General features: G+C 34.4%; 20 protein-coding genes and 1 riboswitch. Of the genes, 18 read left to right on the forward strand and 2 right to left on the reverse strand.

Annotated features, from left to right (window positions below; all coding sequences use genetic code 11):
* The 17 genes from H3S73_RS10165 to dinB form a co-directional block, all read left to right on the forward strand.
* Positions 1-545, forward strand: a 545-nt coding sequence (locus tag H3S73_RS10165) for a DUF2345 domain-containing protein (protein WP_198236945.1), incomplete at its 5' end; no start/stop codon positions are given.
* Between the two features lie 2 nt (positions 546-547).
* Positions 548-1,477, forward strand: a complete 930-nt coding sequence (locus tag H3S73_RS10170; RefSeq protein ID WP_198236946.1) for a hypothetical protein — start codon at positions 548-550, stop codon at positions 1,475-1,477.
* Positions 1,478-1,512: 35 nt separating this feature from the next.
* Positions 1,513-5,493, forward strand: a complete 3,981-nt coding sequence (locus H3S73_RS10175; protein WP_198236947.1) for a toxin VasX — start codon at positions 1,513-1,515, stop codon at positions 5,491-5,493.
* Positions 5,494-5,511: 18 nt separating this feature from the next.
* Positions 5,512-6,336 (forward strand): DUF6708 domain-containing protein, encoded by an 825-nt coding sequence (locus H3S73_RS10180; RefSeq protein WP_198236948.1) that lies wholly within the window; start codon positions 5,512-5,514, stop codon positions 6,334-6,336.
* 45 nt (positions 6,337-6,381) lie between these two features.
* Positions 6,382-7,194: a DUF6708 domain-containing protein gene (locus H3S73_RS10185; RefSeq protein WP_198236949.1), complete on the forward strand. Its 813-nt coding sequence runs from the start codon at positions 6,382-6,384 to the stop codon at positions 7,192-7,194.
* A 51-nt stretch (positions 7,195-7,245) separates the two neighbouring features.
* Positions 7,246-8,073 (forward strand): DUF6708 domain-containing protein, encoded by an 828-nt coding sequence (locus H3S73_RS10190; RefSeq protein WP_198236950.1) that lies wholly within the window; start codon positions 7,246-7,248, stop codon positions 8,071-8,073.
* A 54-nt stretch (positions 8,074-8,127) separates the two neighbouring features.
* Positions 8,128-8,955: a DUF6708 domain-containing protein gene (locus H3S73_RS10195; RefSeq protein ID WP_198236951.1), complete on the forward strand. Its 828-nt coding sequence runs from the start codon at positions 8,128-8,130 to the stop codon at positions 8,953-8,955.
* 45 nt (positions 8,956-9,000) lie between these two features.
* The gene (locus tag H3S73_RS10200) at positions 9,001-9,813 is read left to right on the forward strand and encodes a DUF6708 domain-containing protein (protein WP_198236952.1); all 813 of its coding nucleotides are present in this window, start codon (positions 9,001-9,003) and stop codon (positions 9,811-9,813) included.
* A 45-nt stretch (positions 9,814-9,858) separates the two neighbouring features.
* A complete protein-coding gene (locus tag H3S73_RS10205; RefSeq protein WP_198248900.1) occupies positions 9,859-10,671 on the forward strand; it encodes a DUF6708 domain-containing protein in 813 nt (270 codons plus the stop codon).
* A gap of 38 nt (positions 10,672-10,709) precedes the next feature.
* Positions 10,710-11,522 carry a DUF6708 domain-containing protein gene (locus tag H3S73_RS10210; protein WP_198248901.1) on the forward strand — a complete coding sequence of 271 codons (813 nt, stop codon included), beginning with the start codon at positions 10,710-10,712 and terminating at the stop codon, positions 11,520-11,522.
* 45 nt (positions 11,523-11,567) lie between these two features.
* Positions 11,568-12,395 carry a DUF6708 domain-containing protein gene (locus H3S73_RS10215; RefSeq protein WP_198248902.1) on the forward strand — a complete coding sequence of 276 codons (828 nt, stop codon included), beginning with the start codon at positions 11,568-11,570 and terminating at the stop codon, positions 12,393-12,395.
* A 45-nt stretch (positions 12,396-12,440) separates the two neighbouring features.
* Entirely contained in the window at positions 12,441-13,265 is an 825-nt protein-coding gene (locus H3S73_RS10220; RefSeq protein ID WP_198236532.1) for a DUF6708 domain-containing protein, read from the forward strand.
* A gap of 338 nt (positions 13,266-13,603) precedes the next feature.
* Positions 13,604-13,711: riboswitch (TPP riboswitch) on the forward strand.
* Between the two features lie 40 nt (positions 13,712-13,751).
* Positions 13,752-14,759 carry a thiamine ABC transporter substrate binding subunit gene (gene thiB, locus H3S73_RS10225; protein WP_198236533.1) on the forward strand — a complete coding sequence of 336 codons (1,008 nt, stop codon included), beginning with the start codon at positions 13,752-13,754 and terminating at the stop codon, positions 14,757-14,759.
* A gap of 33 nt (positions 14,760-14,792) precedes the next feature.
* The gene (gene thiP / locus H3S73_RS10230; protein WP_198236534.1) at positions 14,793-16,361 is read left to right on the forward strand and encodes a thiamine/thiamine pyrophosphate ABC transporter permease; all 1,569 of its coding nucleotides are present in this window, start codon (positions 14,793-14,795) and stop codon (positions 16,359-16,361) included.
* A complete protein-coding gene (thiQ, locus tag H3S73_RS10235) occupies positions 16,348-17,058 on the forward strand; it encodes a thiamine ABC transporter ATP-binding protein ThiQ (protein ID WP_198236535.1) in 711 nt (236 codons plus the stop codon). The genes thiP and thiQ overlap by 14 nt, the downstream gene beginning before the upstream one ends.
* A 108-nt stretch (positions 17,059-17,166) precedes the next feature.
* Positions 17,167-18,879: a phosphoethanolamine transferase CptA gene (cptA, locus tag H3S73_RS10240; protein WP_370528802.1), complete on the forward strand. Its 1,713-nt coding sequence runs from the start codon at positions 17,167-17,169 to the stop codon at positions 18,877-18,879.
* A gap of 85 nt (positions 18,880-18,964) precedes the next feature.
* The gene (gene dinB, locus H3S73_RS10245; protein WP_198236537.1) at positions 18,965-20,020 is read left to right on the forward strand and encodes a DNA polymerase IV; all 1,056 of its coding nucleotides are present in this window, start codon (positions 18,965-18,967) and stop codon (positions 20,018-20,020) included.
* A 74-nt stretch (positions 20,021-20,094) separates the two neighbouring features.
* On the opposite strand, the gene H3S73_RS10250 is transcribed toward dinB, so the two are convergent.
* Both H3S73_RS10250 and H3S73_RS10255 read right to left on the reverse strand, forming a co-directional pair.
* The gene (locus tag H3S73_RS10250; RefSeq protein WP_039127082.1) at positions 20,095-21,531 is read right to left on the reverse strand and encodes a 6-phospho-beta-glucosidase; all 1,437 of its coding nucleotides are present in this window, start codon (positions 21,529-21,531) and stop codon (positions 20,095-20,097) included.
* 14 nt (positions 21,532-21,545) lie between these two features.
* Positions 21,546-23,438 (reverse strand): beta-glucoside-specific PTS transporter subunit IIABC, encoded by a 1,893-nt coding sequence (locus H3S73_RS10255; RefSeq protein WP_198236538.1) that lies wholly within the window; start codon positions 23,436-23,438, stop codon positions 21,546-21,548.
* Positions 23,439-23,613: 175 nt separating this feature from the next.
* On the opposite strand from H3S73_RS10255, the gene H3S73_RS10260 reads away from it, so the two are divergent.
* On the forward strand, positions 23,614-24,318 hold the full coding sequence (locus tag H3S73_RS10260; protein ID WP_198236539.1) for a GntR family transcriptional regulator: 705 nt from the start codon (positions 23,614-23,616) through the stop codon (positions 24,316-24,318).
* Positions 24,319-24,452: the final 134 nt, after the last annotated feature.

Here is a 24,452-nt window from a genome sequence, read left to right on the forward strand (position 1 = left end):
GCGCAGATACCGACAGTCAGGAGCAACTTAAAGCGACATTAACCCAATTAGCCCAAAGCGGCATTCTTGCTTATGCACAAGAGGGCATCGCTTTAACCAGTCCGGAAAACATCCAACTGTCAACGTCAAACAGTGTTTCAATGACCAGTGAAAACCAAACTGACATCAATGCATTAAAAAACATTACCGTCTCATCCGGTGAATCCATCGGTCTGTTTGCTCATAAATCAGGAATGAAGGTCTTTGCCAACCAAGGTGATGTTGAGGTGCAGGCGCAAAATGCCAACCTGAATATGGCTGCCAAGCAAGATATAAAAATAGACAGTGTAGATGGCAGTGTTGATTGGTCAGCAACAAAAGAAATCACCTTAATATGTGGTGGTTCATACGTCAAAATCAGCAGTGCGGGAATTGAACTGGGTACAAATAATAACGTTTACTTGAAATGCAATGCGATGAAAAAGATGGGGCCAGCAACCCAAAATAGAACAATAACATTAAAATCAAGTGAGCTGAATGTTAAACACTGCGCAGAAACGGATTAATAATGCTGACTGAATTAAACAATCAAGATAACTTTAATAAATATCGCTATTTATTAGTGGATAATTTAGTGGTGCTTAACTCATTAAGTCCATTATCACGCGATTCATTATTAGATCTATTTGGTGAAGATAAATCCTTTGGCGAAAAAAAACTGACGCAAGTATTACGTACAGATTTGGATTATGATCAAAGTATATGCCCGACACTTATTAAACTTGCTGATCCAAATGAATTTTTTGCCGATTCGATGCTTGATGAAATCAACCAACAAGCCAAAATTGAATGTTTATGGTCTAAACGCTATATTTGTGCTTATATTATCTCTGATCTCAAACCGTCGGTGCTGGCAAAACAACTGATCAAGATTGGTAATAATATCGCACAAACATTGCGACAACCTTATTATCCTTTTTTTGAACCTTTTCGAATGCAATTTTTACACGAAGTGGGTTCAAAAGAAGACAATGCATGGCTAAAAGCGCAATTTTCTCAAATTGAAAACTACTATTATCCATCCATTAATGGTGGCAAATTTATGCGTTTCACTGCTGATAACACACTCGAAACGCCAATCAGTTGGAGTTCAAATTACTGTCAACGCTTAAAAAATTTCAGGATGATTCGAACGCTTGTTAATGCATGGTCGAATAACCGGTCACAATTTGATGAACAAAAAAATTTACCGCTTAATGAAAATGTGATTTCGCAATCAACACAATTGGTTGAACAGGCTTATCAATTAGGCTTAACCCATGCTACCGATATCTTATTTTGGGGACTAAACGGATTAAGGTATCATCAAGTTTTTACTGAACATCCGCAAATATTTGAGCAAATTAGAAAAGCGCAACAAGAACCAGGTACATTCTCACAACATGTTATTAATGCCAATATTAATTTTGAAAGCCAATTACTTTCTGATAAAGAATAGCAAAAACAGATAAAACAAGAATAATAGAGTGTAAGATGAAAAAAACAGAAAACATTGCTAAAGAAAATCAAAACGAAGCAAAAGGAAATTGCCTTGCTTGTGGTCGAGTCGGAATTCCGGTTTTTTTACTGCGTCAAGCGGTTGTAAAAACCCAATCTTTGTTAACTAAAAGCATTGACCCCATTTATCAAGAATTAGCCGATTACACTAAAACCTTAGATTTTAACAATCGCAAACCAGAAATAGAATTAGAGTATTATAGCTATGTACTTCGTACTTTGCGTGACGGTTATGTCTACGTTATGCATCAACTTGACGATGATATTAATAGCCGAATATTTCATGTCTATGAATGTATTGAAGGGGCACTTAGATTAAAAAAACTTTATGAATTGACCAATACCCAGCCAAGACCGATATCAAAAGCATGCAAAAATGCCTGTCATACCATTCCAGCATCATTTATTAATCTTGAAGAACATTATACTTATGCATGGGTGGCTTATACTTCGCAACCTTGGAGCGAAAAAACAATCAATGATTATTTAAAGCAACAAGATAGCAACATATTATCCCGTTTTACAAAAATTAATATAAAACAATTTAAAAACTCACCAGCAGAAGCAACAGGTAATCGTTCGGTACCATTTAAAGATATTTTTGGTAGTAGTTATCAAGAATCTAATAATGACGATAGCAAAGTATTGGAGTTTCGTTTTGGTGAGCAAGGCCTTAATAATTTTGAATCGGTACACCCTTTTATAAGTTTAAAAAGTCAGAAACAAAAATATGCTATACATGCCAGTCAACTATATAGCGGGGATAAACCGATATCTTGTGGTGTTGTATTAGAAGATACATTTGGCATTGCTCAAGAACTCAACTCCCAACGATTATCACAACTGCATATTTTTACTAATCAAGAAGACAATAAGGATAACCAAAAAAGTAATCTGGATGACCAACAATGTGATGTCGTTTCTCTAAAAGATACAACACAGGTTTATCAAAAACGTGGTGAACAACTGTATAAAAGTGTTAATCCTATTTTAAAAAAACGATTTAAGTATTATCAGCCGGATATGTTTAAAAAACGTACTACCCTACAGCTTATTGAGAACTATCGTACTTCAGTTGAAAATGCTTACGACACTGAAATTGCCCGGTTACAAGAATGGTATGACTATATAAAAAATATTGACGCTGCACATGATTCAGGTAATGGTTTTTTAGATAAAGCACAAAATGACATTGCTAAAGCCGAATCAGAGAAAGCCGAAAAAATAAAAAAAATAAACGAACAGCTTGATAATAAAAAAATTGATTCTTTCAAAGGTGAATTAGAAACCGCTTTTGCTGATATTGAAAAATATTATCAAGAATGGTCGCAAGACTATTTTACTTATGTCCGTTGGTTATTTGGTAATGCACAATTTGTTTCAAAGTACAGTAAAATAAAGCAAACAACGTTCAATCAAGCGCCTTTTTGGCAACAAGAATTTGATTTTTCTACCAGTATCAGAGCTCTCAGCTATATAAAAGAAGTTTTGCAAATCCTACTTGATTCTACCCATGCGGAAGTCCGTCTTGATGAAGATAACGCCCTTTGGGACGAATTACTGAGTAACCATAATAGTATTTTTTATGTAATTGAACATCAGAATAATCAGGGGATTAATCTTGATGCGCCAGCATTTGTCAATTTAGATAATAATACATTACTAAAATGGCGTGATGTAATCAGTAGATCAACGGGGTTGGTTTTAGCTTATAACACTTATCAGGCAGAAAAGACTCAAAATACTCAAACCGACAAAGAAAAGGAACTGCAAAAAGCGAAAGAGCGTGTTGAACTTGATATTGAAAAAAAACGGCAAGAGATCAACGCTAAACAAGAAGAGTTAAACAACAATCGAAAATATAATCCACAAGAGCATGCAAAGCTACAAAAAATAAGAGATCAAAAAATTAAAGAACTCAAACAATTAAACGAGCATTTAGCATCCATCAACCACCAACTAGCCGAGATGGTAGAGGGAAACAGTGTAATGACAGATGTAGGAAAAAATCGATACCTGCATCAACAAGCATTAAAAAAATACTCAGTCTTAAGAACACATAAACAATTCCAACCTATTGAGCCTCGTTTAAAACAGCTTGATTCGCTTGCTTACTTAGGTGACATTGGTGCCTATCCAGTTGAGTTTACCAAAAAAGTTAGGCCGGAAAAGATTCGACAAGTTTATGCATTATTGACTCAATTACAAGGGGCGCTTTTCCGCGAAAACAGTTTGACCGGTCCAGAAATTGCTTTTTTAGAAAAATTTGATGTGACAGATGCAAAATATGATGTTGGTGTAAAAAAACCAACAACCCATACGCTTAAATTTACGCTTTGTTTTCCTGATGAAGTCAGTAAAGGCTTAGTTGTAGGTTTTTTGAAAAATAAAGAGATTGTCAATCCAAATGATTTTAAGAATTTTTTAGCAACAAAAATGCCTAAATATGTCACTTTAGTCAATCGGCAAGCTGTTTTAGAAGGCAAAATTGACATCACCAATCGGCAGAAAGCTTCCAATGATGAAGCGATTCACCAATCAAACCAAAATAAAAGAGATGATAAAACTCGTGAATATGAAATAAAAAAAGAAACTGAAGTGATGAATAAAAAAAAGAACGAAAAAATAAAGATTGAACAAAATCAATCGAGATATGAACAAGCAAAACGAACTGGACAAAATGTGAAAGCCGCTAGACTTAACTATACTGTTAATGCGGTAATGGGCGTTATCACCATGTTAAATATTTTAGATGACATTAAAGCATTGGACAAAATTGAAGAGGGTAAAACCCAAAAACAGAAACAACGTCAACTAGCCATCGACTTAAGCTCATTAGCGTTACTCAGTGTCGATACAGTTGCCATATATCGTGATATAAAATTGCAAATGCAATTATTAAAAGCTATGCGCTCCACCACTGCCAAAGCATCAATACCTGAAATTAAAAATTTATTAAAATCAAATGGTATTATTTCTAAAAGTATCGCAGAAGCTTTTGCCTTTATAACTGTAATGGAAGCGTTAGGTGAATTAAAAAGTGCTTTTGGCATGTGGAATATGGAGGATAAAAGTTATTTTATTTATAGAGTTATAGGCGCTTCTATCTTAGGTATTGGGGCTGTTTTTTTATTAGCTACTTCAACTTTAGCTATAGGTGGGGGCGTTATATTATTATTAATAGGAATATATCTAATTGCTTTGAGTAAAAAATATGACAATTTTACTCCTATCGATCACTGGCTAAACCGCTGTTATTTTGGAGTGCATAAAGAGTTTGCCTATTTAGGATATGATGCCTATCACGAAGAGCAAAATTCCTTTGTTGGTTTTGGTCATTCGGTTAATGATTACTTGGTTGCAATCTCAGGCATTGATACATTTATGATTTTTAAAAAACCAAGTTTATATAATGGAATGAAACTATATCATAGACATATCTATTTTTATTTGCAATATTTAGATTACACATTCATTTCCAACAAATCTTTGCAGGCATCAGTTCGTTTATTTGGCAAAAATGACCAAAGCAATGCCGATTTTATTGAATTCAACTTTAATATCAACTCCACCAAGATAAATAAGCACCCTGCACCAAATGACAATATCCTAATCCACACAAATGAAGATAAAGATAAAGAAACTTTAAAAATTAGAGACTATGTTACTTCTCAAAAAAGTTATTTTGTTGAACGTTATGAAAGTAAAAGCTTTAAAACGATTATAAACCGTAAAGCGATACGGGAATCCAATTTTAATGATATTGAAAAAGTCGAATTGAAAAGTTCAACCCCTAACCAGCCAAAGAGTGACTTAACGGCGATCACATGGGTAGCAGGCACATTCGCTTGTGATCTGGTAAAAAGTTATCAAATCAATATCTACACTGATACCACAGATTGTAACGAAATCCCATTGATAATTAACCGAGATAGTAATAAATTTCACGATGAGTAATTAAAAAGGAGAATAATAATGCCCTCAAAATACCGCCCCCAGATCGTTGGTTGGTTTGGCGACCTGGATAAAGGCCCTCATAGCCTACCACTGCATGATGATCGCTTAATTTATGCCAATGATAACTATTGTGCATTTATTCGTCAGGAACATAATGATCAGATTTTTTATACTTGTCTCTATTTTATTGCCATTATTTTGTTGAATGTAACTATCATAGGATGTGTTTGGCTAGCGGTTCTCCATGATAATTCTAAAATCGAGTTTGTTGATCTGGTTGTTATAGCCTGTTTTATTACTAGCCTTTTTGCTTTAAATTATGCAATCCCTGAATTCTATCAAAATGCATTTTCCCGTCTTGGTAGTCCCATAATATTTAATCGTAAGACGGGTAAAGTGTATGTTAATGAAAGTTACTTTTTTAACTTTAAAATATTACGGCACCCAAAAGTATTTTTGCAACCGAAAAAACGTCGCATACAAGAATATGATTGGAATGATATGCATGGTGTAATTATCCATAATTTTTCACGTAATGCTTTAACCTCAACGGTATTAATGGTTTGTCAGCCCGGCACACATCAGGTTATTGACCATGTTATGTTAGATCCTGCACGACCTGCAACAGGTAGAATGTTTGTCTGGGGTTGGATTAACAGTTTTATGGTGAATTATGAATCAGCCGATATAGATGATGGCGAATACAAGACGGATGAAGAAGCAAAATTTAAAACAGATATAATAGAGGGTGAGGGTTGGCCAGAATGGATGGTGGAAGCCTTTAATGCCGCATCACTTGAAGAGTTAGCTGCAATTAAGCAAAAATATAATATCAAGCCATAATAACGAACTTAAATAGAACGCAAAGGAATAAGGAATTAAACAATAATGCCATCAAAATACCGTCCCCAGATCTTAGGTTGGTTTGGTGACCTAGATAAAGGTCCTCATAGCCTACCACTGCATGATGATCGCTTAATTTATGCCAATGATAACTATTGTGCTTTTATTCGCCAGGAACATAATGATCAGATTTTTTATACATGTCTCTATTTTGCTGCAATTATTTTATTGAGTATTCTGATTGTTGGTATGGTTATTTTTATTTTTGGATTTGATCACAAACTGTCACTAATTGGAATAATTGGTTTTATTACTTGTTGTGGTTCTTTAAATTATGCAATTCCTGAATTCTATCAAAATGCATTTTCCCGTCTTGGTAGTCCCATAATATTTAATCGTAAGACGGGTAAAGTGTATGTTAATGAAAGTTACTTTTTTAACTTTAAAATATTACGGCACCCAAAAGTATTTTTGCAACCGAAAAAACGTCGCATACAAGAGTATGATTGGAATGATATGCATGGTGTAATTATCCATAATTTTTCACGTAATGCTTTAATTTCAACGGTATTAATGGTTTGTGAACCCGGCACACATCAGGTTATTGACCATGTTATGTTAGATCCGGCTCAACCCGGAGCAGGTAGTTTTCATGTTTGGTGTTGGATTAACAGTTTTATGGTGAATTATGAATCAGCCGATATAGATGACGGCGAATACAAAACAGATGAAGAGGCAAAATTCAAACAGGATATGATAGAAGGTGAAGGTTGGCCAGAATGGATGGTAGAAGCCTTTAATGCCACATCACTTGAAGAGTTAGCTGTAATTAAACAAAAATATAATATTAAACCATAATAACGAACTTAAATTGATATTAAAGGAATAAGGATAAGGAATAAAACAGTAATGCCATCAAAATACCGCCCGCAGATTTTAGGTTGGTTTGGTGACCTAGATAAAGGCCCTTATAGCCTACCACTACATGATGATCGCTTAATTTATGCGAATAATAACTATTGTGCCTTTATTCGCAAAGAACATAATGATCAAATTTTTTATTCGTGTCTGTATATTGTTGGTTTTATATTTGGAACTGGTGCTATTGTTAGCTTTATTTGGTTATTGGCTCTTGAATATGATGATCCAACAATTGAGTCTTTTACTCTAATGGTTATTATAGTTGGATTTACTGTAAGTTGTTTCGGCATGTATGTTCTAATTCCTGAGTTATATCAAAATCTATTTTCACGCCTTGGTAGTCCCATAATATTTAATCGTAAAACGGGTAAAGTGTATGTTAATGAAAGTTACTTTTTTAACTTTAAAATATTACGGCATCCAAAAGTATTTTTACAACCGAAAAAACGCCGCATACAAGAGTATGATTGGAATGATATGCATGGCGTAATTATCCATAATTTTTCACGCAATGCCTTAACCTCAACGGTATTAATGGTGTGTCAATCCGGTACACATCAGGTTATTGACCATGTTATGTTAGATCCGGCTCAACCCGGAGCAGGTAGTTTTCATGTTTGGTGTTGGATTAACAGTTTTATGGTGAATTATGAATCAGCCAATATAGATGATGGCGAATACAAGACAGATGAAGAGGCAAAATTCAAAGAGGATATGATAGAAGGTGAGGGTTGGCCAGAATGGATGGTGGAAGCTTTTAATGCTACATCACTTGGAGAGTTAGCTGCAATTAAACAAAAATATAATATTAAATAATAATAAAAAATTTAAAATGATAGTAAAGGAATAAGGAAAAGGAATAAAACAGTAATGCCATCAAAATACCGTCCGCAGATTTTAGGTTGGTTTGGCGACCTAGATAAAGGTCCTTATAGCATACCGTTGCATGATGATCGCTTAATTTATGCCAATGATAACTATTGTGCGTTTATTCGCCAGGAGCACAATGACCAAATTTTTTATACTTGTATCTATTTTGTTGGAATTATTTTAGGAATTATACTAATAGTAGGTTTTCCTTTTTGTATTTTTGGATTTAACGATTCCAAAATCGGAGATAAATTAACAATTGTTGGAATAATTGGATTTATTACTTGTTGTTTTGTTTTATATCTTGCAATTCCTGAATTTTATCACAATGCTTTTTCCCGTCTTGGTAATCCCATCATATTTAATCGCAAGACAGGTAAAGTGTATGTTAACGAAAATTACTTTTTCAACTTTAAAGTATTACGGCACCCAAAAGTATTTTTACAACCGAAAAAACGTCGCATACAAGAGTATGATTGGAATGATATGCATGGTGTAATTATCCATAATTTTTCACGTAATGCTTTAATTTCAACGGTATTAATGGTTTGTGAACCCGGCACACATCAGGTTATTGACCATGTTATGTTAGATCCGGCTCAACCCGGAGCAGGTAGTTTTCATGTCTGGTGTTGGATTAACAGTTTTATGGTGAATTATAAATCAGCCGATATAGATGACGGCGAATACAAGACAGATGAAGAGGCAAAATTCAAAGAGGATATGATAGAAGGTGAAGGTTGGCCAGAATGGATGGTGGAAGCCTTTAATGCTACATCACTTGAAGAGTTAGCTGCCATTAAACATAAATATAATATCAAACCATAATAACGAACTTAAATAGAACCCAAAGGAATAAGGAATAAAACAGTAATGCCGTCAAAATACCGCCCCCAGATCTTTGGTTGGTTTGGAGACCTAGATAAAGGTCCGTATGGCCTATCATTGCATGGTCGTCGATTAATTTATGCTAATGATAACTATTGTGCATTTATTCGTCAGCGACGAAATGATCAGATTTTTTATACATATCTTTATTTTATTTGTATTATTGGGATGAATATTCTAATTGTTGGTATGGTTATGTTTATTTTTGGATTTGATCACGAACTAACACTAATTGGAATAATTGGTTTTATTACTTGTAGTTTTGGTTTATATCTAATTATTCCTGAATTCTACCAAAATGCATTTTCACGCCACTGTAGTCCAATTATATTTAATCGTAAGACGGGTAAAGTGTATGTTAATGAAAGTTACTTTTTTAACTTTAAAGTATTACGGCACCCAAAAGTATTTTTACAACCGAAAAAACGCCGCATACAAGAGTATGATTGGAATGATATGCATGGTGTAATTATCCATAATTTTTCACGTAATGCTTTAATTTCAACGGTGCTAATGGTTTGTGAACCCGGCACACATCAGGTTATTGACCATGTTATGTTAGATCCGGCTCAACCCGGAGCAGGTAGTTTTCATGTTTGGTGTTGGATTAACAGTTTTATGGTGAATTATGAATCAGCCGATATAGATGACGGCGAATACAAGACAGATGAAGAGGCAAAATTCAAAGAGGATATGATAGAGGGAGAAAGGTGGCCAGAATGGATGGTGGAAGCCTTTAATGCTACATCACTTGAAGAGTTAGCTGCAATTAAACAAAAATATAATATCAAGCCATAATAACGAACTTAAATAGAACGCAAAGGAATAAGGAATTAAACAATAATGCCATCTAAATACCGCCCGCAGATTTTAGGTTGGTTTGGCGACCTAGATAAAGGCCCTTATAGCCTATCATTGCATGATAGTCGGTTAATTTATGCGAATAATAACTATTGTGCCTTTATTCGTCAGGAACATAATGATCAGATTTTTTATACATGTCTCTATTTTGTTGCGATTATTTTGTTGAGTATATTAATTGTAGGTATGGTTATATTTATTTTTGGATTTGATCATGAACTGGCACTGATTGGAATAATTGGTTTTATTACTTGTAGTTTTGGTTTATATCTAATTATTCCTGAATTCTACCAAAATGCATTTTCACGCCTTGGAAGTCCCATTATATTTAATCGTAAGACGGGTAAAGTGTATGTTAATGAAAGTTACTTTTTTAACTTTAAAGTATTACGGCACCCAAAAGTATTTTTACAACCGAAAAAGCGCCGAATACAAGAGTATGATTGGAATGATATGCATGGCGTAATTATCCATAATTTTTCACGCAATGCTTTAACTTCAACGGTATTAATGGTGTGTCAACCCGGTACACATCAAGTTATTGACCATGTTATGTTAGATCCTGCACGCGCTGGTACAGGTAGTACCTTTGTTTGGGAATGGATCAATAGTTTTATGGTGAATTATAAATCAGCCAATATAGATGATGGTGAATACAAAACAGATGAAGAAGGAAAATTTAAAACAGATATAATAGAGGGTGAAGGTTGGCCAGAATGGATGGTGGAAGCCTTTAATGCTACATCACTTGAAGAGTTAGCTGCAATTAAGCAAAAATATAATATCAAACCATAATAACAAACTTAAATAGAACGCAAAGGAATAAAACAGTAATGCCCTCAAAATACCGCCCTCAGATCTTTGGTTGGTTTGGCGACCTAGATAAAGGCCCTTATAGCCTATCATTGCATGATAGTCGGTTAATTTATGCGAATAATAACTATTGTGCCTTTATTCGTCAGGAGCATAATGATCAGATTTTTTATACATGTCTCTATTTTGTTGCGATTATTTTGTTGAGTATATTAATTGTAGGTATGGTTATATTTATTTTTGGATTTGATCATGAACTGGTACTGATTGGAATAATTGGTTTTATTACTTGTAGTTTTGGTTTATATCTAATTATTCCTGAATTCTACCAAAATGCATTTTCACGCCTTGGAAGTCCCATTATATTTAATCGTAAGACGGGTAAAGTGTATGTTAATGAAAGTTACTTTTTTAATTTTAAAGTATTACGGCACCCAAAAATATTTTTACAACCGAAAAAACGCCGCATAAAAGAGTATGATTGGAATGATATGCATGGCGTAATTATCCATAATTTTTCACGCAATGCTTTAACCTCAACGGTGTTAATGGTGTGTCAACCCGGTACACATCAAGTTATTGACCATGTTATGTTAGATCCTGCACGCGCTGGTACAGGTAGTACCTTTGTTTGGGAATGGATCAATAGTTTTATGGTGAATTATAAATCAGCCAATATAGATGATGGTGAATACAAAACAGATGAAGAAGGAAAATTTAAAACAGATATAATAGAGGGTGAAGGTTGGCCAGAATGGATGGTGGAAGCCTTTAATGCTACATCACTTGAAGAGTTAGCTGCAATTAAACAAAAATATAATATCAAGCCATAATAACGAACTTAAATAGAACGCGAAGGAATAAGGAATAAAACAGTAATGCCATCAAAATACCGCCCCCAGATCTTTGGTTGGTTTGGAGACCTAGATAAAGGTCCTCATAGCGTACCACTGCATGACCGTCGTTTAATTTATGCCAATGATAACTATTGTGCATTTATTCGTCAGGAACATAGCGATCAGATTTTTTATACATGTCTCTATTTTGTTGCAATTATTTTAGGAATCATCCTAATTGTAGGTACTGTTATGTTTATTTTTGGATTTAATGATTCCAAAATCGGTGACCAACTAACAATAGTTGGGATAATTGGTTTTATTACTTGCTGTTTTGCTTTAAATTATGCAATTCCTGAATTCTATCAAAATGCATTTTCCCGTCTTGGTAGTCCCATAATATTTAATCGTAAGACGGGTAAAGTGTATGTTAATGAAAGTTACTTTTTTAACTTTAAAGTATTACGGCACCCAAAAGTATTTTTACAACCGAAAAAGCGCCGAATACAAGAGTATGATTGGAATGATATGCATGGCGTAATTATCCATAATTTTTCACGCAATGCTTTAACTTCAACGGTATTAATGGTGTGTCAACCCGGTACACATCAAGTTATTGACCATGTTATGTTAGATCCTGCACGCGCTGGTACAGGTAGTACCTTTGTTTGGGAATGGATCAATAGTTTTATGGTGAATTATAAATCAGCCAATATAGATGATGGTGAATACAAAACAGATGAAGAAGGAAAATTTAAAACAGATATAATAGAGGGTGAAGGTTGGCCAGAATGGATGGTGGAAGCTTTTAATGCCACATCACTTGAAGAGTTAGCTGCAATTAAGCACAAATATAATATTAAACAATAATAACGAACTTAAATAGAACGCAAAGGAATAAGGAATCAAACAATAATGCCCTCAAAATACCGTCCCCAGATCTTTGGTTGGTTTGGCGACCTAGATAAAGGTCCTCATAGCGTACCACTGCATGACCGTCGTTTAATTTATGCCAATGATAACTATTGTGCGTTTATTCGCCAGGATCACAATGACCAACTTTTTTATACTTGTCTCTATTTTATCTCAATTATTTTGGCAAATGGAATTATCATTGGATGTCTTTGGCTAGCGGTTCTCCATGATAACTCTAAAATAGAGTTTGTTGATCTGGTTGTTATAGTCTGTTTTGTTACTTGCTGTTTTGGTTTATATCTAGCTATTCCTGAATTCTACCAAAATGCATTTTCACGCCTTGGAAGTCCCATAATATTTAATCGTAAGACGGGTAAAGTGTATGTAAATGAAAGTTTCTTTTTTAACTTTAAAGTACTACGGCACCCAAAAGTATTTTTACAACCGAAAAAGCGCCGTATACAAGAGTATGATTGGAATGATATGCATGGCGTAATTATCCATAATTTTTCACGTAATGCTTTAACCTCAACGGTATTAATGGTATGTCAACCCGGTACACATCAGGTTATTGACCATGTTATGTTAGATCCTGCACGAGCAGCAACAGGTAGAATGTTTGTCTGGGGTTGGATTAACAGTTTTATGGTGAATTATAAATCAGCCAATATAGATGATGGTGAATACAAAACAGATGAAGAAGGAAAATTTAAAACAGATATAATAGAGGGTGAAGGTTGGCCAGAATGGATAGTGGAAGCTTTTAATGCTACATCACTTGAAGAGTTAGCTGCCATTAAACATAAATATAATATCAAACCATAATAACGGACTTAAATAACTTGAATGGATAATGATGATTGAATATAAAAACAGTAATAAAAAGTCTTTTTATTCACATGAATTCTATTAGAAATATTAATAATAAAATAGACGAAACGGTATAGACTCCTGAATATTTTTTACAAAAATTGCTATTTTTATTTTAAGCATCACCGTTTTTTATACCTAAATGAGGAGTTTCTGATTACTAATGTTTGATATGATTTAAATTTAACTAAAAATAATGGGTTTTCTGATGATTTTTTACCAGAAAATGATACCTTAAAAATAACTTACCACTTTCTTTATTTACAATTTTCCAACTAACTACTAAACTAATATCGTTCTCAACGGGGTGCCTTATGGGCTGAGAGTGTTAGGTTTACTAATGCAACTCGTCGAACCTGAACTGGGTCATTCCAGCGGAGGGATTTGAGTTATCGTGTCTGCTCAAACCTTTTGTCTTTTATTCGCTTTTTTGGAGGCAAAATGTTTTGTAATAAATTCTTACTGTCATTTTTATTTTCTGTATTCTTTGTAGCAACTTCTGCTAATGCTAAAATTCATGAAAAACCTATTTTAACAGTTTATAGTTATAGCTCTTTTATTTCCGAGTGGGGACCAGGTGAAGCAATTAAACAGGGCTTTGAAGCGCAGTGTGATTGCCAACTTGATATTGTAACGCTAGGCGATGGTGTGTCGATTTTAAATCGTCTTCGCCTTGAGGGTAATAAAACCAATGCTGATGTTATTTTAGGTTTAGACAATAATCTTTTAGGACAAGCTAAACAGGCTAATATCATGGCACCTCATCAAATAGCCAAACCTAACAATCTTAATACTGATTGGTGGGATGAGGATTTTATGCCGTATGATTTCGGTTATTTTACTTTTATCTATAATAAAGAAAAAATAAAGAATCCTCCTCACTCATTACATGAGTTAGTTGACAATAAAGCCAATTGGAAAATTATTTATCAAGATCCTAGAACCAGTACTCCCGGATTAGGATTGCTATTTTGGGTAAAAAATATTTACGGTAAGGATGCGGTATCCGCATGGCAAAAAATTGCTAAAAATACTGTTACAGTTACTAAAGGGTGGAGTGAAGCATACGGTATGTTCTTAAAAGGTGAAGCTGATTTGGTGCTGAGTTATAGCACATCGCCAATTGCACATATAATTAATGATCAAGATTATCGTTATAATGCCGCTATTTTTGATGAGGGGCATTATCGTCAAGTTGAAATAGCAGGTATCACCAAATATAGTCAACAACCACAATTAGCACGTCGCTTTTTACAATATCTATTAACACCCGAGGTACAACGGCAATTTGCTGAAAAAAATGTTATGTATCCTATTATAAATACGCCATTACCCCCTGCGTTTGATCAGATTAATAAAGTCAGTAAAGCGCTTGAATTTGATGCAGAGAACGTGGTTGATAATCAAAAAGCTTGGATACGAGAATGGCAATCAGCCATTAGTCAGTAATAAAATAGATTGTTAATTTTATAATAAAAAGCAATGTTAAATTTTAAAACGTTACTGCCAGGTATCAGCGCTGCTAGTTTGATAATAGCAGTTTTAGGCACTGCATTGTTTGCACTTTGCCATACAGCCATAAAGTCCGATAATTTAACGGTTTATATTGATAATTATTTATTGCACATTATTTGGATCACTTTCATGCAAGCGATATTATCGACGTTTTTGTCGGTATTTTTGGCCGTTGTTATGGCTAAAGCGTTATCCATGATCGATTTTTGGGGAAAAAGCTTTCTGATACGAATCATGCCCGTTACCTTTATATTACCAACATTAGTTGTTGTAACCGGGCTATTATCTGTTTATGGTCAACAAGGTTTATTTGCTACGTGTTTTGCTTATTTAGGCTTATCTTTTTCAACTTCAATTTATGGACTGGTTGGGATTTTATTGGCTCATGTTTTTTTGAATTTTCCTTATGCGAGCGGTCTGTTTTATCAAACATTAACGAGTGTTCCTGTTGAGCAAAAACAACTGGCTGCTCAGCTTAATTTCTCTCATTTTACTTATTTTAAATTAGTAGAATGGCCATTATTGCGTCGGCAGCTTTTACCTATGTCCGGACTGATTTTTATGCTTTGCTTTACCAGCTTTGCAATAGTGTTGGCATTAGGAGGTGGGCCAAAATATACCACTATTGAAGTAGCTATTTACCAATCGATTCGCGATTTTGATTTGATGCAAGCTGTTATGTTAGCAATCATACAACTTATTTGTTGTATGAGTTTTGTTTGGGTACTGCGAAGAAAAAATCATTACCGCGATCTTAGTGCGCAGTATATTCGTGACCAATATCGTTTACCCAACACTGTGACTATAGGTTTAGTTAGTGCTATTATTGTGATTTTGGGTGCAATGTATATATTGTTGCCAATGATTACGTTATTGATTGAAGGTTTTGGTTATTTTCAATGGTCGCAGTTAAATTGGGCTTTTCAGCAAGCGGTTATCTATTCGTTAATAATTGCCCTTGGTTCAGCTGTGGTGGCTATGTCACTTGCTTTATTAATACTTTGGACCAATAGCCGTCTATTGATTAGCAATCAACAACAATGGAGCAATCGTTTAATGTTAATAGGGTCATTGATATTAACCATTCCAAGCATGGTACTTGCATCAGGATTGTTTATTTTGTTATTTCAGTATGCTGATAATGCCGTGTTTGTCTGTGGTTTAATGATGCTTTGCAATGGTCTAATGGCCTTACCTTTTATCTTAAAAAATCTTGAAGTGCCAATGTATGATGTCACATCACGGTATTGGCAATTATGTCAATCATTAAACATTGCAGGTATTAGGCATTTTTATTTAATCGAATATAAATCATTAAAAAAACTGATTACATTGAGCTTGGCCTTTTCGGCATTATTGTCAATGGGGGATTTTGGTATCATTGCATTGTTTGGCGGGCAAGCCGTCACCACGTTACCTTATTATTTGTATCAACAAATCGCTCATTACCATTATCAAGAGAGCGCCGTGACGGCTGCATTTTTGTTAATTTTATCTTTTAGTTTATTAATTGTGATGGATTATGATCGAACTTAATCAAATTAATTATCAATATGATAATTTTAAGATGCATTTTAATATGCAAATTGCTGCTCAAGAAAAAGTAGTCATTGTTGGACCGAGTGGTGCGGGTAAAAGTACCTTATTAAGCTTGATCGCAGGATTTATTTTTCCAAATTCCGGGCAAATCATCCTTAATAATCAAAATATGACGCAAACTTTACCGGGTAAGCGCCCAGTTTCGATGCTGTTTCAAAATAATAACTTATTCGATCATTTAACCGTTGAGCAAAATATTGCTTTAGGCATTAAACCGTCATTAAAACTAACGACTTTTGAGAAGCAAAATATTGCCGATATGTTGGCTAAAGTTGGTTTATCGGGCTTTAATGATCGCTATCCCAATCAACTTTCAGGTGGACAGCGTCAACGAGTTGCTTTGGCTCGCTGTTTAATTCAACATCGTCCTATTTTATTATTGGATGAACCATTTTCGGCATTAGACCAAGCTTTACGGTTTGAAATGCTAGCACTGGTTAATCATATCTGTGATGAATTCGCTTTAACGTTACTTATGGTTTCACATTATCTGGATGAGTCTTTAGAAAACTTTTCACGTTGTTTAGTTGTTGATAATGGAAAGATCATATTTAATAATCCTCCTGATCAACTTAAGGAACCCGAAAATAAGGTTATTGCTCAATTATTAGGTTTGCCAATAAATAAAAGCTAAAACGATTGTTTGCTAATTTATTTCTAAATATAAAATTGTTATCACTTAAGGTTTTATTAATGTAGGAGGGGTAATTTATACACTTCTATAACCTATGATATCAAATAAATTTTCATGACGAATATACAAGAAAACAAAAAGTTTAGCTGGTTAGCGCTTATCTTTACTATTTTATTTTTTACTTTTTTTTCAAGTGGTTTACAACTTTATATCTTCATTTCTGGACACGCCAATGTGATAGGTTTACGTGATTCAATCATCTATAGTTTAATTTGGTTGATCCCCGCTTTAATATTTCCAAGTCAGACCCGAAAAATTGCCACTGTCTATGGTTTGATTGTCGGAAGCTTATCATTGATTTCAATAAGTTATTTTATAATTTATCGTCAAGAATTTTCTCAAAGTGTATTTTTTGTCATGGCTGAATCGAATTTGACTGAATCAAATGAGTTTATTCAACAGTATTTCAATTCGAAATTAATGGCTATAGTGATTATTTATTGTTTGATTGGTATTTATCTTTGGCGAAAAGTAAGACCTGTCTATGTTAAAAATACAACCAAATGGGTTACGTCATTATTAATTGCCATTTATGCAATTATGCCACTGGTTATTAGTGTTACAATCAAAAATTCCTCCTTGCAAAAAGCAACAACACATCTATTAGGTCGAATGGAAACCACTGTACCTTGGCAACTGATTAATAGTTATATCGCTTATCGCTCTCAACTTTCGAATATGGAAGAGATAATTCATCATTTGAATACTTTACCTCCCGTTGAAAATTTAAAAGATGCCAATGGTAATACTCCCAGAACACTGGTGTTAATTATTGGTGAATCAACTACTCGTAATCGAATGAGTATTTATGGATATCCACGTAACACAACGCCACAAATCGAGCAATTTAAAAAGGATAATCCTGAATTTTTAGTGTTTAAAGATGTTGTGTCATCAAGACCTTATACCATAGAGGTTTTGCAACAAGTCTTAACTTTTGCAGATGAACAACATCCTGACCTTTACCTTACTCAACCTTCGTTAATACATTTAATGAAACAGGCAGGGTATAAAACCTATTGGATAACAAATCAACAAACAATGACGAAACGAAATACGATGTTGACGATGTTTTCTAAACAAGCAGATGAACAGTTTTATATGAATAACGATCGTAATCAAAGTTCAAGGCAATATGATGAATCGGTCTTTGAACCGTTTGTGAAAGTGCTTGCTGAACCAGAAGAAAAGAAATTTATCATTATTCATCTGCTCGGTACACATATGAAATATGAGTTTCGTTATCCAAAAGATGGGGAACATGATAGATTTAAAGATAATGCAAATATCCCATTTAAAATTGATGATGAGAACGTGGATGAATATAACTCTTATGATAATGCAATAAGTTATAATGATTTTGTGACAACCACGTTATTCAATCTATTTAAAAACAGTCATACAAATGGTTTTATGTTATATTTTTCTGATCATGGCGAAGATGTTTACGAAACTTCACCACATGATATCTTAGGGCGTAATGAAAAGGTGCCAACCCGCACCATGTATACTGTACCGTTTATGTTATGGCAATCACCAAGTTGGATCGCATCTCACCCTAATCACTATCAAGATTATGTGAATCGAAAATTTAGTACTCAGGATTTAATCCATACTTGGTCTGATTTAGCTGGACTCAATTATAACTTATATGTGCCAGAAAAAAGTTTGGTCAACCCCAATTATTATGAGGGAAAACGCTGGATTGGTGATCCTTATGATAAAAATGGCTTAATTGATTTTGATAAATTAACGAAGTAACTCTTTAGACTGTTTACACCAGCATTTAAGGTATGATATTGTATATTTATACAGTCATATTTTAAATGCAGTGAAACAGTTATTTATGCGAAAAATTATTCATGTTGATATGGATTGTTTTTATGCCGCAGTTGAAATGAGAGATAATCCCCGTTATCGTAATTTGCCGATAGCAGTAGGGGGCGATCCTCGCAAACGCGGTGTTGTTGCTACTGCAAATTATTTAGCTCGTCAATATGGCGTACATAGTGCGATGTCGATGTCACAAGCTCTAAAATTGTGTCCAAATCTTAAAGTCATTTCAAGTCGGCATGCTGTTTATAAAGAAGTTTCTAATCAAATTCATCAAATATTTCAGCGCTATACTAAAGCAATTGAAACCTTGTCATTGGATGAAGCTTATTTAGATGTGACCGATTGTAAGCTTTGTCATGGTTCAGCCACTTTAATTGCTCAAGATATCCGCCAAGCGATATATAAAGAACTTGAGTTGACCGCATCCGCAGGCGTTGCCCCACTTAAATTTTTAGCTAAAATTGCTTCAGATATGAATAAACCTAATGGGCAATATGTTATTACACCTGATGCTGTTACAAGCTTTATCGCTCAATTACCACTTAAAAAAATTCCGGGTGTAGGTAAAGTGACCGAGAAAAAATTAGCTGAATTAGGGCTAATCACCTGTCAGGATGTCGTTAATTATGATGTAAGTAAATTACTTAATCAATTTGGTAAATTTGGGCGAGTCTTATATGAACGATGTCAAGGCATTGATGAACGTGAAGTTTGTAATGATAGGCAACGTAAATCTGTAGGGGTAGAGCGCACCTTAGTTAACGATATTCATACTTGGGATGAGTGTTTATTACAGTTTGAACCGTTATTTGAAGAGCTGAAAACTCGGTTAAGTAAAGTTCGTTCTGATTTGTCAATCGCTCGACAAGGTGTTAAGTTTAAATTTGATGATTTCCAACTTACTACCCAAGAACATATTTGGTCTAAACTTGATAAACAGGATTTAATTGAACAAGCCTATAAAGTTTGGCAAGAACGTCGAAATGATCGTGGAGTGCGTTTGATTGGTTTTCATGTCACATTAATCGATCCACAACTTGATAAACAGTTACTCTTCAATTTTTAATTATCTAGATTGATAAAAAAAGAGGATGTGTGCATTACCACATCACCCCCAAAACTTACGACTTCATACTAAATCTATTTTAAATTAGTACCATTACTGCTAATGACTTGTTTATACCAATCAAAAGAATCTTTTTTATAGCGTTTCATAGTACCGTTACCTTCATTATCACGATCAACGTAAATCACGCCATAACGTTTTTTCATTTCGCCAGTTGTAAATGAGACGACATCAATAATACCCCACGCGGTATATCCCATAACATCAACCCCATCATAATCGATAGCTTTTAACATTGCTTTGATGTGTGCACCAAGATATTCGATGCGTGGTTTATCATGAACTTTATTACCGTTTTCTAATTCATCTATCGCGCCAAAACCATTTTCCACAATAAACAGTGGTAACTGATAACGATCATATAAACGATTAAGAGTATAACGTAAGCCTTCTGGATCAATTGGCCAACCCCAATCGCTGCTTTTAATGTATGGATTCTCAACAGCATTAGGTAAAGCACCGTTGACAATATTATCTCGATGATCATTTTTAGCATCAGCTTTAACAACGGTTGACATGTAATAACTAAAGCCAATGTAATCAACGGTACCTTGTTTTAAAATCGCTAAATCTTCATCGGTGATATCAAGCTTATAGCCTTCTCGTTCAAACTCTTTTAAAGCATAAGATGGATAATAACCACGAACATGCACATCAGGGAAGAAGAAGCGTTGATGCATAGCAATTTCAGATGCCATCATATCTTCTGGATTACAAGAATACGGATAAATCGGCACGTGAGAAATCATACAACCAATTTCAAAGTTAGGATTGATTTTTTTACCAGCAATTACTGCTTTGGCACTGGCTAATAGTTCGTAATGTGCCACTTGATAAAGTACTTCTTGTGGATTTTCGCCCGGTTGAACCTGCACACCTGAATTAGTCCAGAAAAAGATCGGATTACTGGTATCCATTTGGTTATTAATTTCGTTAAACGTCATCCAATACTTCACTTTGTTTTTATAACGTTCAAAACACGCTGTTGCAAAACGTTCGAAAAATTCAACTGTTTTACGGTTTCTAAAGCCACCGTAATGACGAGCAACGTGTAATGGCATCTCAAAATGGGATAAAGTAATAACTGGTTCAATACCATTGGCAATTAACTCGTCAAATACATTATCATAAAAACGTAAACCTTCTTCATTTGGCTCTAGTTCATCACCTTTTGGAAAAATACGAGTCCAAGCTATGGAGGTACGTAAGCATTTCAAACCCAACTCGGCAAACAGCTTAATATCGTCTTTATAATGATGATAAAAATCGATAGCAGTATGGTTTGGATAAAATTTACCTGCTTCAATTTCTTGGGTAATTTGTCTTGCAACGCCATGTGCGCCCGCTGTCATAACATCAACCACGCTTGGCCCTTTGCCACCTTCGTTCCAACCGCCTTCGAATTGATGAGCGGCTAATGCACCGCCCCATAAAAATGGTTTTTTAGTCATTTTTTGGTTCCTTGTTATTGCTTTATTTCAAAAAGGTTATCATCAAGATTTACTTCCGTTTTTTCTGTTAACGTGATTACTTGGTATTGATCAGTATTAACAATAATAACAGGAGTAATTAATGGGTAACCTGCTTGTTTAATTGCTTGAGGATCAAAGCTGATCAACCGATCACCTTTTTTCACTTTTTCATTCAGCTTCACATGGTATTCAAATTCATTGTTAGTTAAATTAACTGTATCAATACCCACATGAATTAATAATTCAACCCCATTATCTAAGACCAAACCAATAGCGTGTTTTGATGCTTCAAACACAGCGGTTACTTCGCCATCATAAGGTGCATAAACATGATTGTCTGTTGGTTCAATAGCAATACCTTCACCCATAAGTTTTTGAGAAAAAGCAGGGTCTGGTACTTCACTAAGTGGTAATGCTTTACCGATCATTGGGCTAGTCACATCGATTTCATCAATTACAATTTTAGGTGTATCGTTTTCAATGTCAGATGTCTCATTTTCAATATTTTCATTGCTTTGGTTCTTTTCATTAGTGCCAAAAATTTGGATAAGAATAACTGGTCCAAATAATGCAATTGCTGAACCAATAACAACACCAATAAATGATACAGGATGGTCTATATTAATAGCATTAACAATAGTCAAAGGTCCAGGTAATGCAGCATAAGTGTAGTAATAAGGTGTAAAGAATCCTGCTACAATGCCACCAAGCGCACCACTAATACAACCATAAATAAATGGTCTTTTAAAGCGTAAGTTAACACCATATATAGCGGGTTCAGTAATACCAAATAGACCTGTAACAAAAGCTGATAGCGATACCCCTTTCATATCTTTGCTTCGAGTTTTTATATAAAAACCTAATGCAGCACCAACTTGACCAATAACTGCGATGGTTTGATAAGCTTGGAAAGAGTCTCGTCCATGTTCATTTATGTTCTCAATAATGACTGGTGTAATACCCCAATGCACACCAAAAATAACAAACACCTGCCAAACTGCACCGATCAATCCACCAGCTACCGATGGTGCAAGGTTAACAATCCAATTATATCCACTAGCAATATAATGTGCAGCGCCCGCAGTAATTGGTCCAATAGCCACTAAAGTGAGGGGAACCATAATCACTAAGCAGATTAAAGGCATTACTAATGGTTTAATAATGCTATGTAAACGAGGCTCTAAAAAACGCTCTAAATAAGAAAGTAACCAAACTAAAAACAGAGGCGGTAAAACCGTTGATGTGTAGGTAGTTTCAGACAATGCTAATCCAAATAGATTAATCTCTTGACCGTCTTTTATCATCGCCGCAAGCTCCGCCCAAGTTGGAGAAAGTAAGGCGGCACAACAAGCTACTGCAATATAAATGTTGCATCGAAAATGTTGAGATGCGGTAATGGCGATAAAAATAGGTAAAAAAGCAAACGGAGCCCAAGAAATAAAGTTAAAAACTTGATAAGTACCGGTTGCTGCAAATGCAGGAAAGAATAACTTAATTAAAATCAAGATCCCTTGTAAAATACCCGATGCTGCTAATACATAAACAAATGGTGCAAAAACTGCTGACATTGTTGCGATAACGCGATTCAAAATACTGCCTTGGCTTTTAATATCAACTTTATTCTCATTCCCTATCAATTTGGTAAATGCATTATAGACTTTATCAACATTAGTACCAATAACGATTTGAATTTGCCCACCTTTTTCTACCACTGTGATAACTCCAGGAAAGCTGCTAATTTTTTCTTTTACATTTTCTGGAGTGGTTTGCGTAACGACACGCAAGCGAGTTGCACAACGTGCAACAGAAACAATATTATTTTCACCGCCTAATTCATTTAATATATCAACGGCTAATTTATTATAGTCTCTAATTTTAGATGACATTCATTAAGCTCCTTTCATCAGATGAGAAAGCTTATCTTATCCCTAAATAAAAAATTGTTAATGACCAATTTTATTGTTTGTGATCTAGATCTCGTTTTAAAATGATTTCAATTTATTAATTTATTCATAGGTATAAAATGGGGTCTATTTATCACAATAAAAATAAAGAGTACGAATGTTAAAATACCAGGATGTGGCAAAGAAAATCCAGCAAGCAATTTATCAACAAAATTTGCCTAAAGATACACAACTGCCTAATATCGAAGGTTTAATTAATCAATATCAAGTTAGTCGTACGACCATCATTAAAGCACTGAACTGTTTAGAAAGACACGGTGTCATATATCAAGTCCAAGGGAGTGGTATTTTTGTTCGGCAACCGCAAAAACATGGATATCTGAATTTTTTGGAAAGTCATGGTTTTAGTGTTGATTTAAACGATGCACCAAATTCCTCACAAGTGTTTAATGTAGATATCGTTCAACCAAGTTCACAAGTCAAACAAAACCTACAATGTGAAGATGGGGAAGAGGTCTATTTTATCAAACGGTTACGTAAGTTCGAAGATAAAGTTTATGCGCTTGAAAGATCCTACTATCGAAAAAAAATGGTGAGCTATTTAAACAAAGAGATTGCTGAACACTCCATATTCAGTTATATAAAAGATATATTAAAAATTAATATTGGTTTTTCTGACAAATATTTTAAAGCGATTAAATTAGATGAACAGACTGCGGACTATTTAGGATTATGTGTGGGCGATCCTGCCCTGTGTGTGGAAGAAATTTTTTACACCAGTGCAGGCGAACCATTTGATTTTTCAACCATTATATATCATTACGACAATGCTAAATTTTACGTACAAAGTAATTCTAAATGATTTCTTTTTAGTTTATTAACACGATGCAGAGTAACTCATTGGTTATTAAACAAGTTAATAATGTATTTTATTAGTAAGTTTGCCTAGCTTAGTTCTCCTTAATTAAAAATACATTCAAGTATTACTTAATTAAG

Origin of the sequence: Gilliamella sp. B14384G12, assembly GCF_016101825.1 — a bacterium.
GTDB lineage: Bacteria > Pseudomonadota > Gammaproteobacteria > Enterobacterales > Orbaceae > Gilliamella > Gilliamella apicola_N.

Excerpts from the sequence above, each read along its gene's own strand:
- H3S73_RS10170 (WP_198236946.1), top strand. The coding sequence starts at position 548 with ATGCTGACTGAATTAAACAATCAAGATAACTTTAATAAATATCGCTAT.
- H3S73_RS10175 (WP_198236947.1), top strand. The coding sequence starts at position 1,513 with ATGAAAAAAACAGAAAACATTGCTAAAGAAAATCAAAACGAAGCAAAA.
- H3S73_RS10180 (WP_198236948.1), top strand. The coding sequence starts at position 5,512 with ATGCCCTCAAAATACCGCCCCCAGATCGTTGGTTGGTTTGGCGACCTG.
- H3S73_RS10185 (WP_198236949.1), top strand. The coding sequence starts at position 6,382 with ATGCCATCAAAATACCGTCCCCAGATCTTAGGTTGGTTTGGTGACCTA.
- H3S73_RS10190 (WP_198236950.1), top strand. The coding sequence starts at position 7,246 with ATGCCATCAAAATACCGCCCGCAGATTTTAGGTTGGTTTGGTGACCTA.
- H3S73_RS10195 (WP_198236951.1), top strand. The coding sequence starts at position 8,128 with ATGCCATCAAAATACCGTCCGCAGATTTTAGGTTGGTTTGGCGACCTA.
- H3S73_RS10200 (WP_198236952.1), top strand. The coding sequence starts at position 9,001 with ATGCCGTCAAAATACCGCCCCCAGATCTTTGGTTGGTTTGGAGACCTA.
- H3S73_RS10205 (WP_198248900.1), top strand. The coding sequence starts at position 9,859 with ATGCCATCTAAATACCGCCCGCAGATTTTAGGTTGGTTTGGCGACCTA.
- H3S73_RS10210 (WP_198248901.1), top strand. The coding sequence starts at position 10,710 with ATGCCCTCAAAATACCGCCCTCAGATCTTTGGTTGGTTTGGCGACCTA.
- H3S73_RS10215 (WP_198248902.1), top strand. The coding sequence starts at position 11,568 with ATGCCATCAAAATACCGCCCCCAGATCTTTGGTTGGTTTGGAGACCTA.
- H3S73_RS10220 (WP_198236532.1), top strand. The coding sequence starts at position 12,441 with ATGCCCTCAAAATACCGTCCCCAGATCTTTGGTTGGTTTGGCGACCTA.
- thiB (WP_198236533.1), top strand. The coding sequence starts at position 13,752 with ATGTTTTGTAATAAATTCTTACTGTCATTTTTATTTTCTGTATTCTTT.
- thiP (WP_198236534.1), top strand. The coding sequence starts at position 14,793 with ATGTTAAATTTTAAAACGTTACTGCCAGGTATCAGCGCTGCTAGTTTG.
- thiQ (WP_198236535.1), top strand. The coding sequence starts at position 16,348 with ATGATCGAACTTAATCAAATTAATTATCAATATGATAATTTTAAGATG.
- dinB (WP_198236537.1), top strand. The coding sequence starts at position 18,965 with ATGCGAAAAATTATTCATGTTGATATGGATTGTTTTTATGCCGCAGTT.
- H3S73_RS10250 (WP_039127082.1), bottom strand. The coding sequence starts at position 21,531 with ATGACTAAAAAACCATTTTTATGGGGCGGTGCATTAGCCGCTCATCAA.
- H3S73_RS10255 (WP_198236538.1), bottom strand. The coding sequence starts at position 23,438 with ATGTCATCTAAAATTAGAGACTATAATAAATTAGCCGTTGATATATTA.
- H3S73_RS10260 (WP_198236539.1), top strand. The coding sequence starts at position 23,614 with ATGTTAAAATACCAGGATGTGGCAAAGAAAATCCAGCAAGCAATTTAT.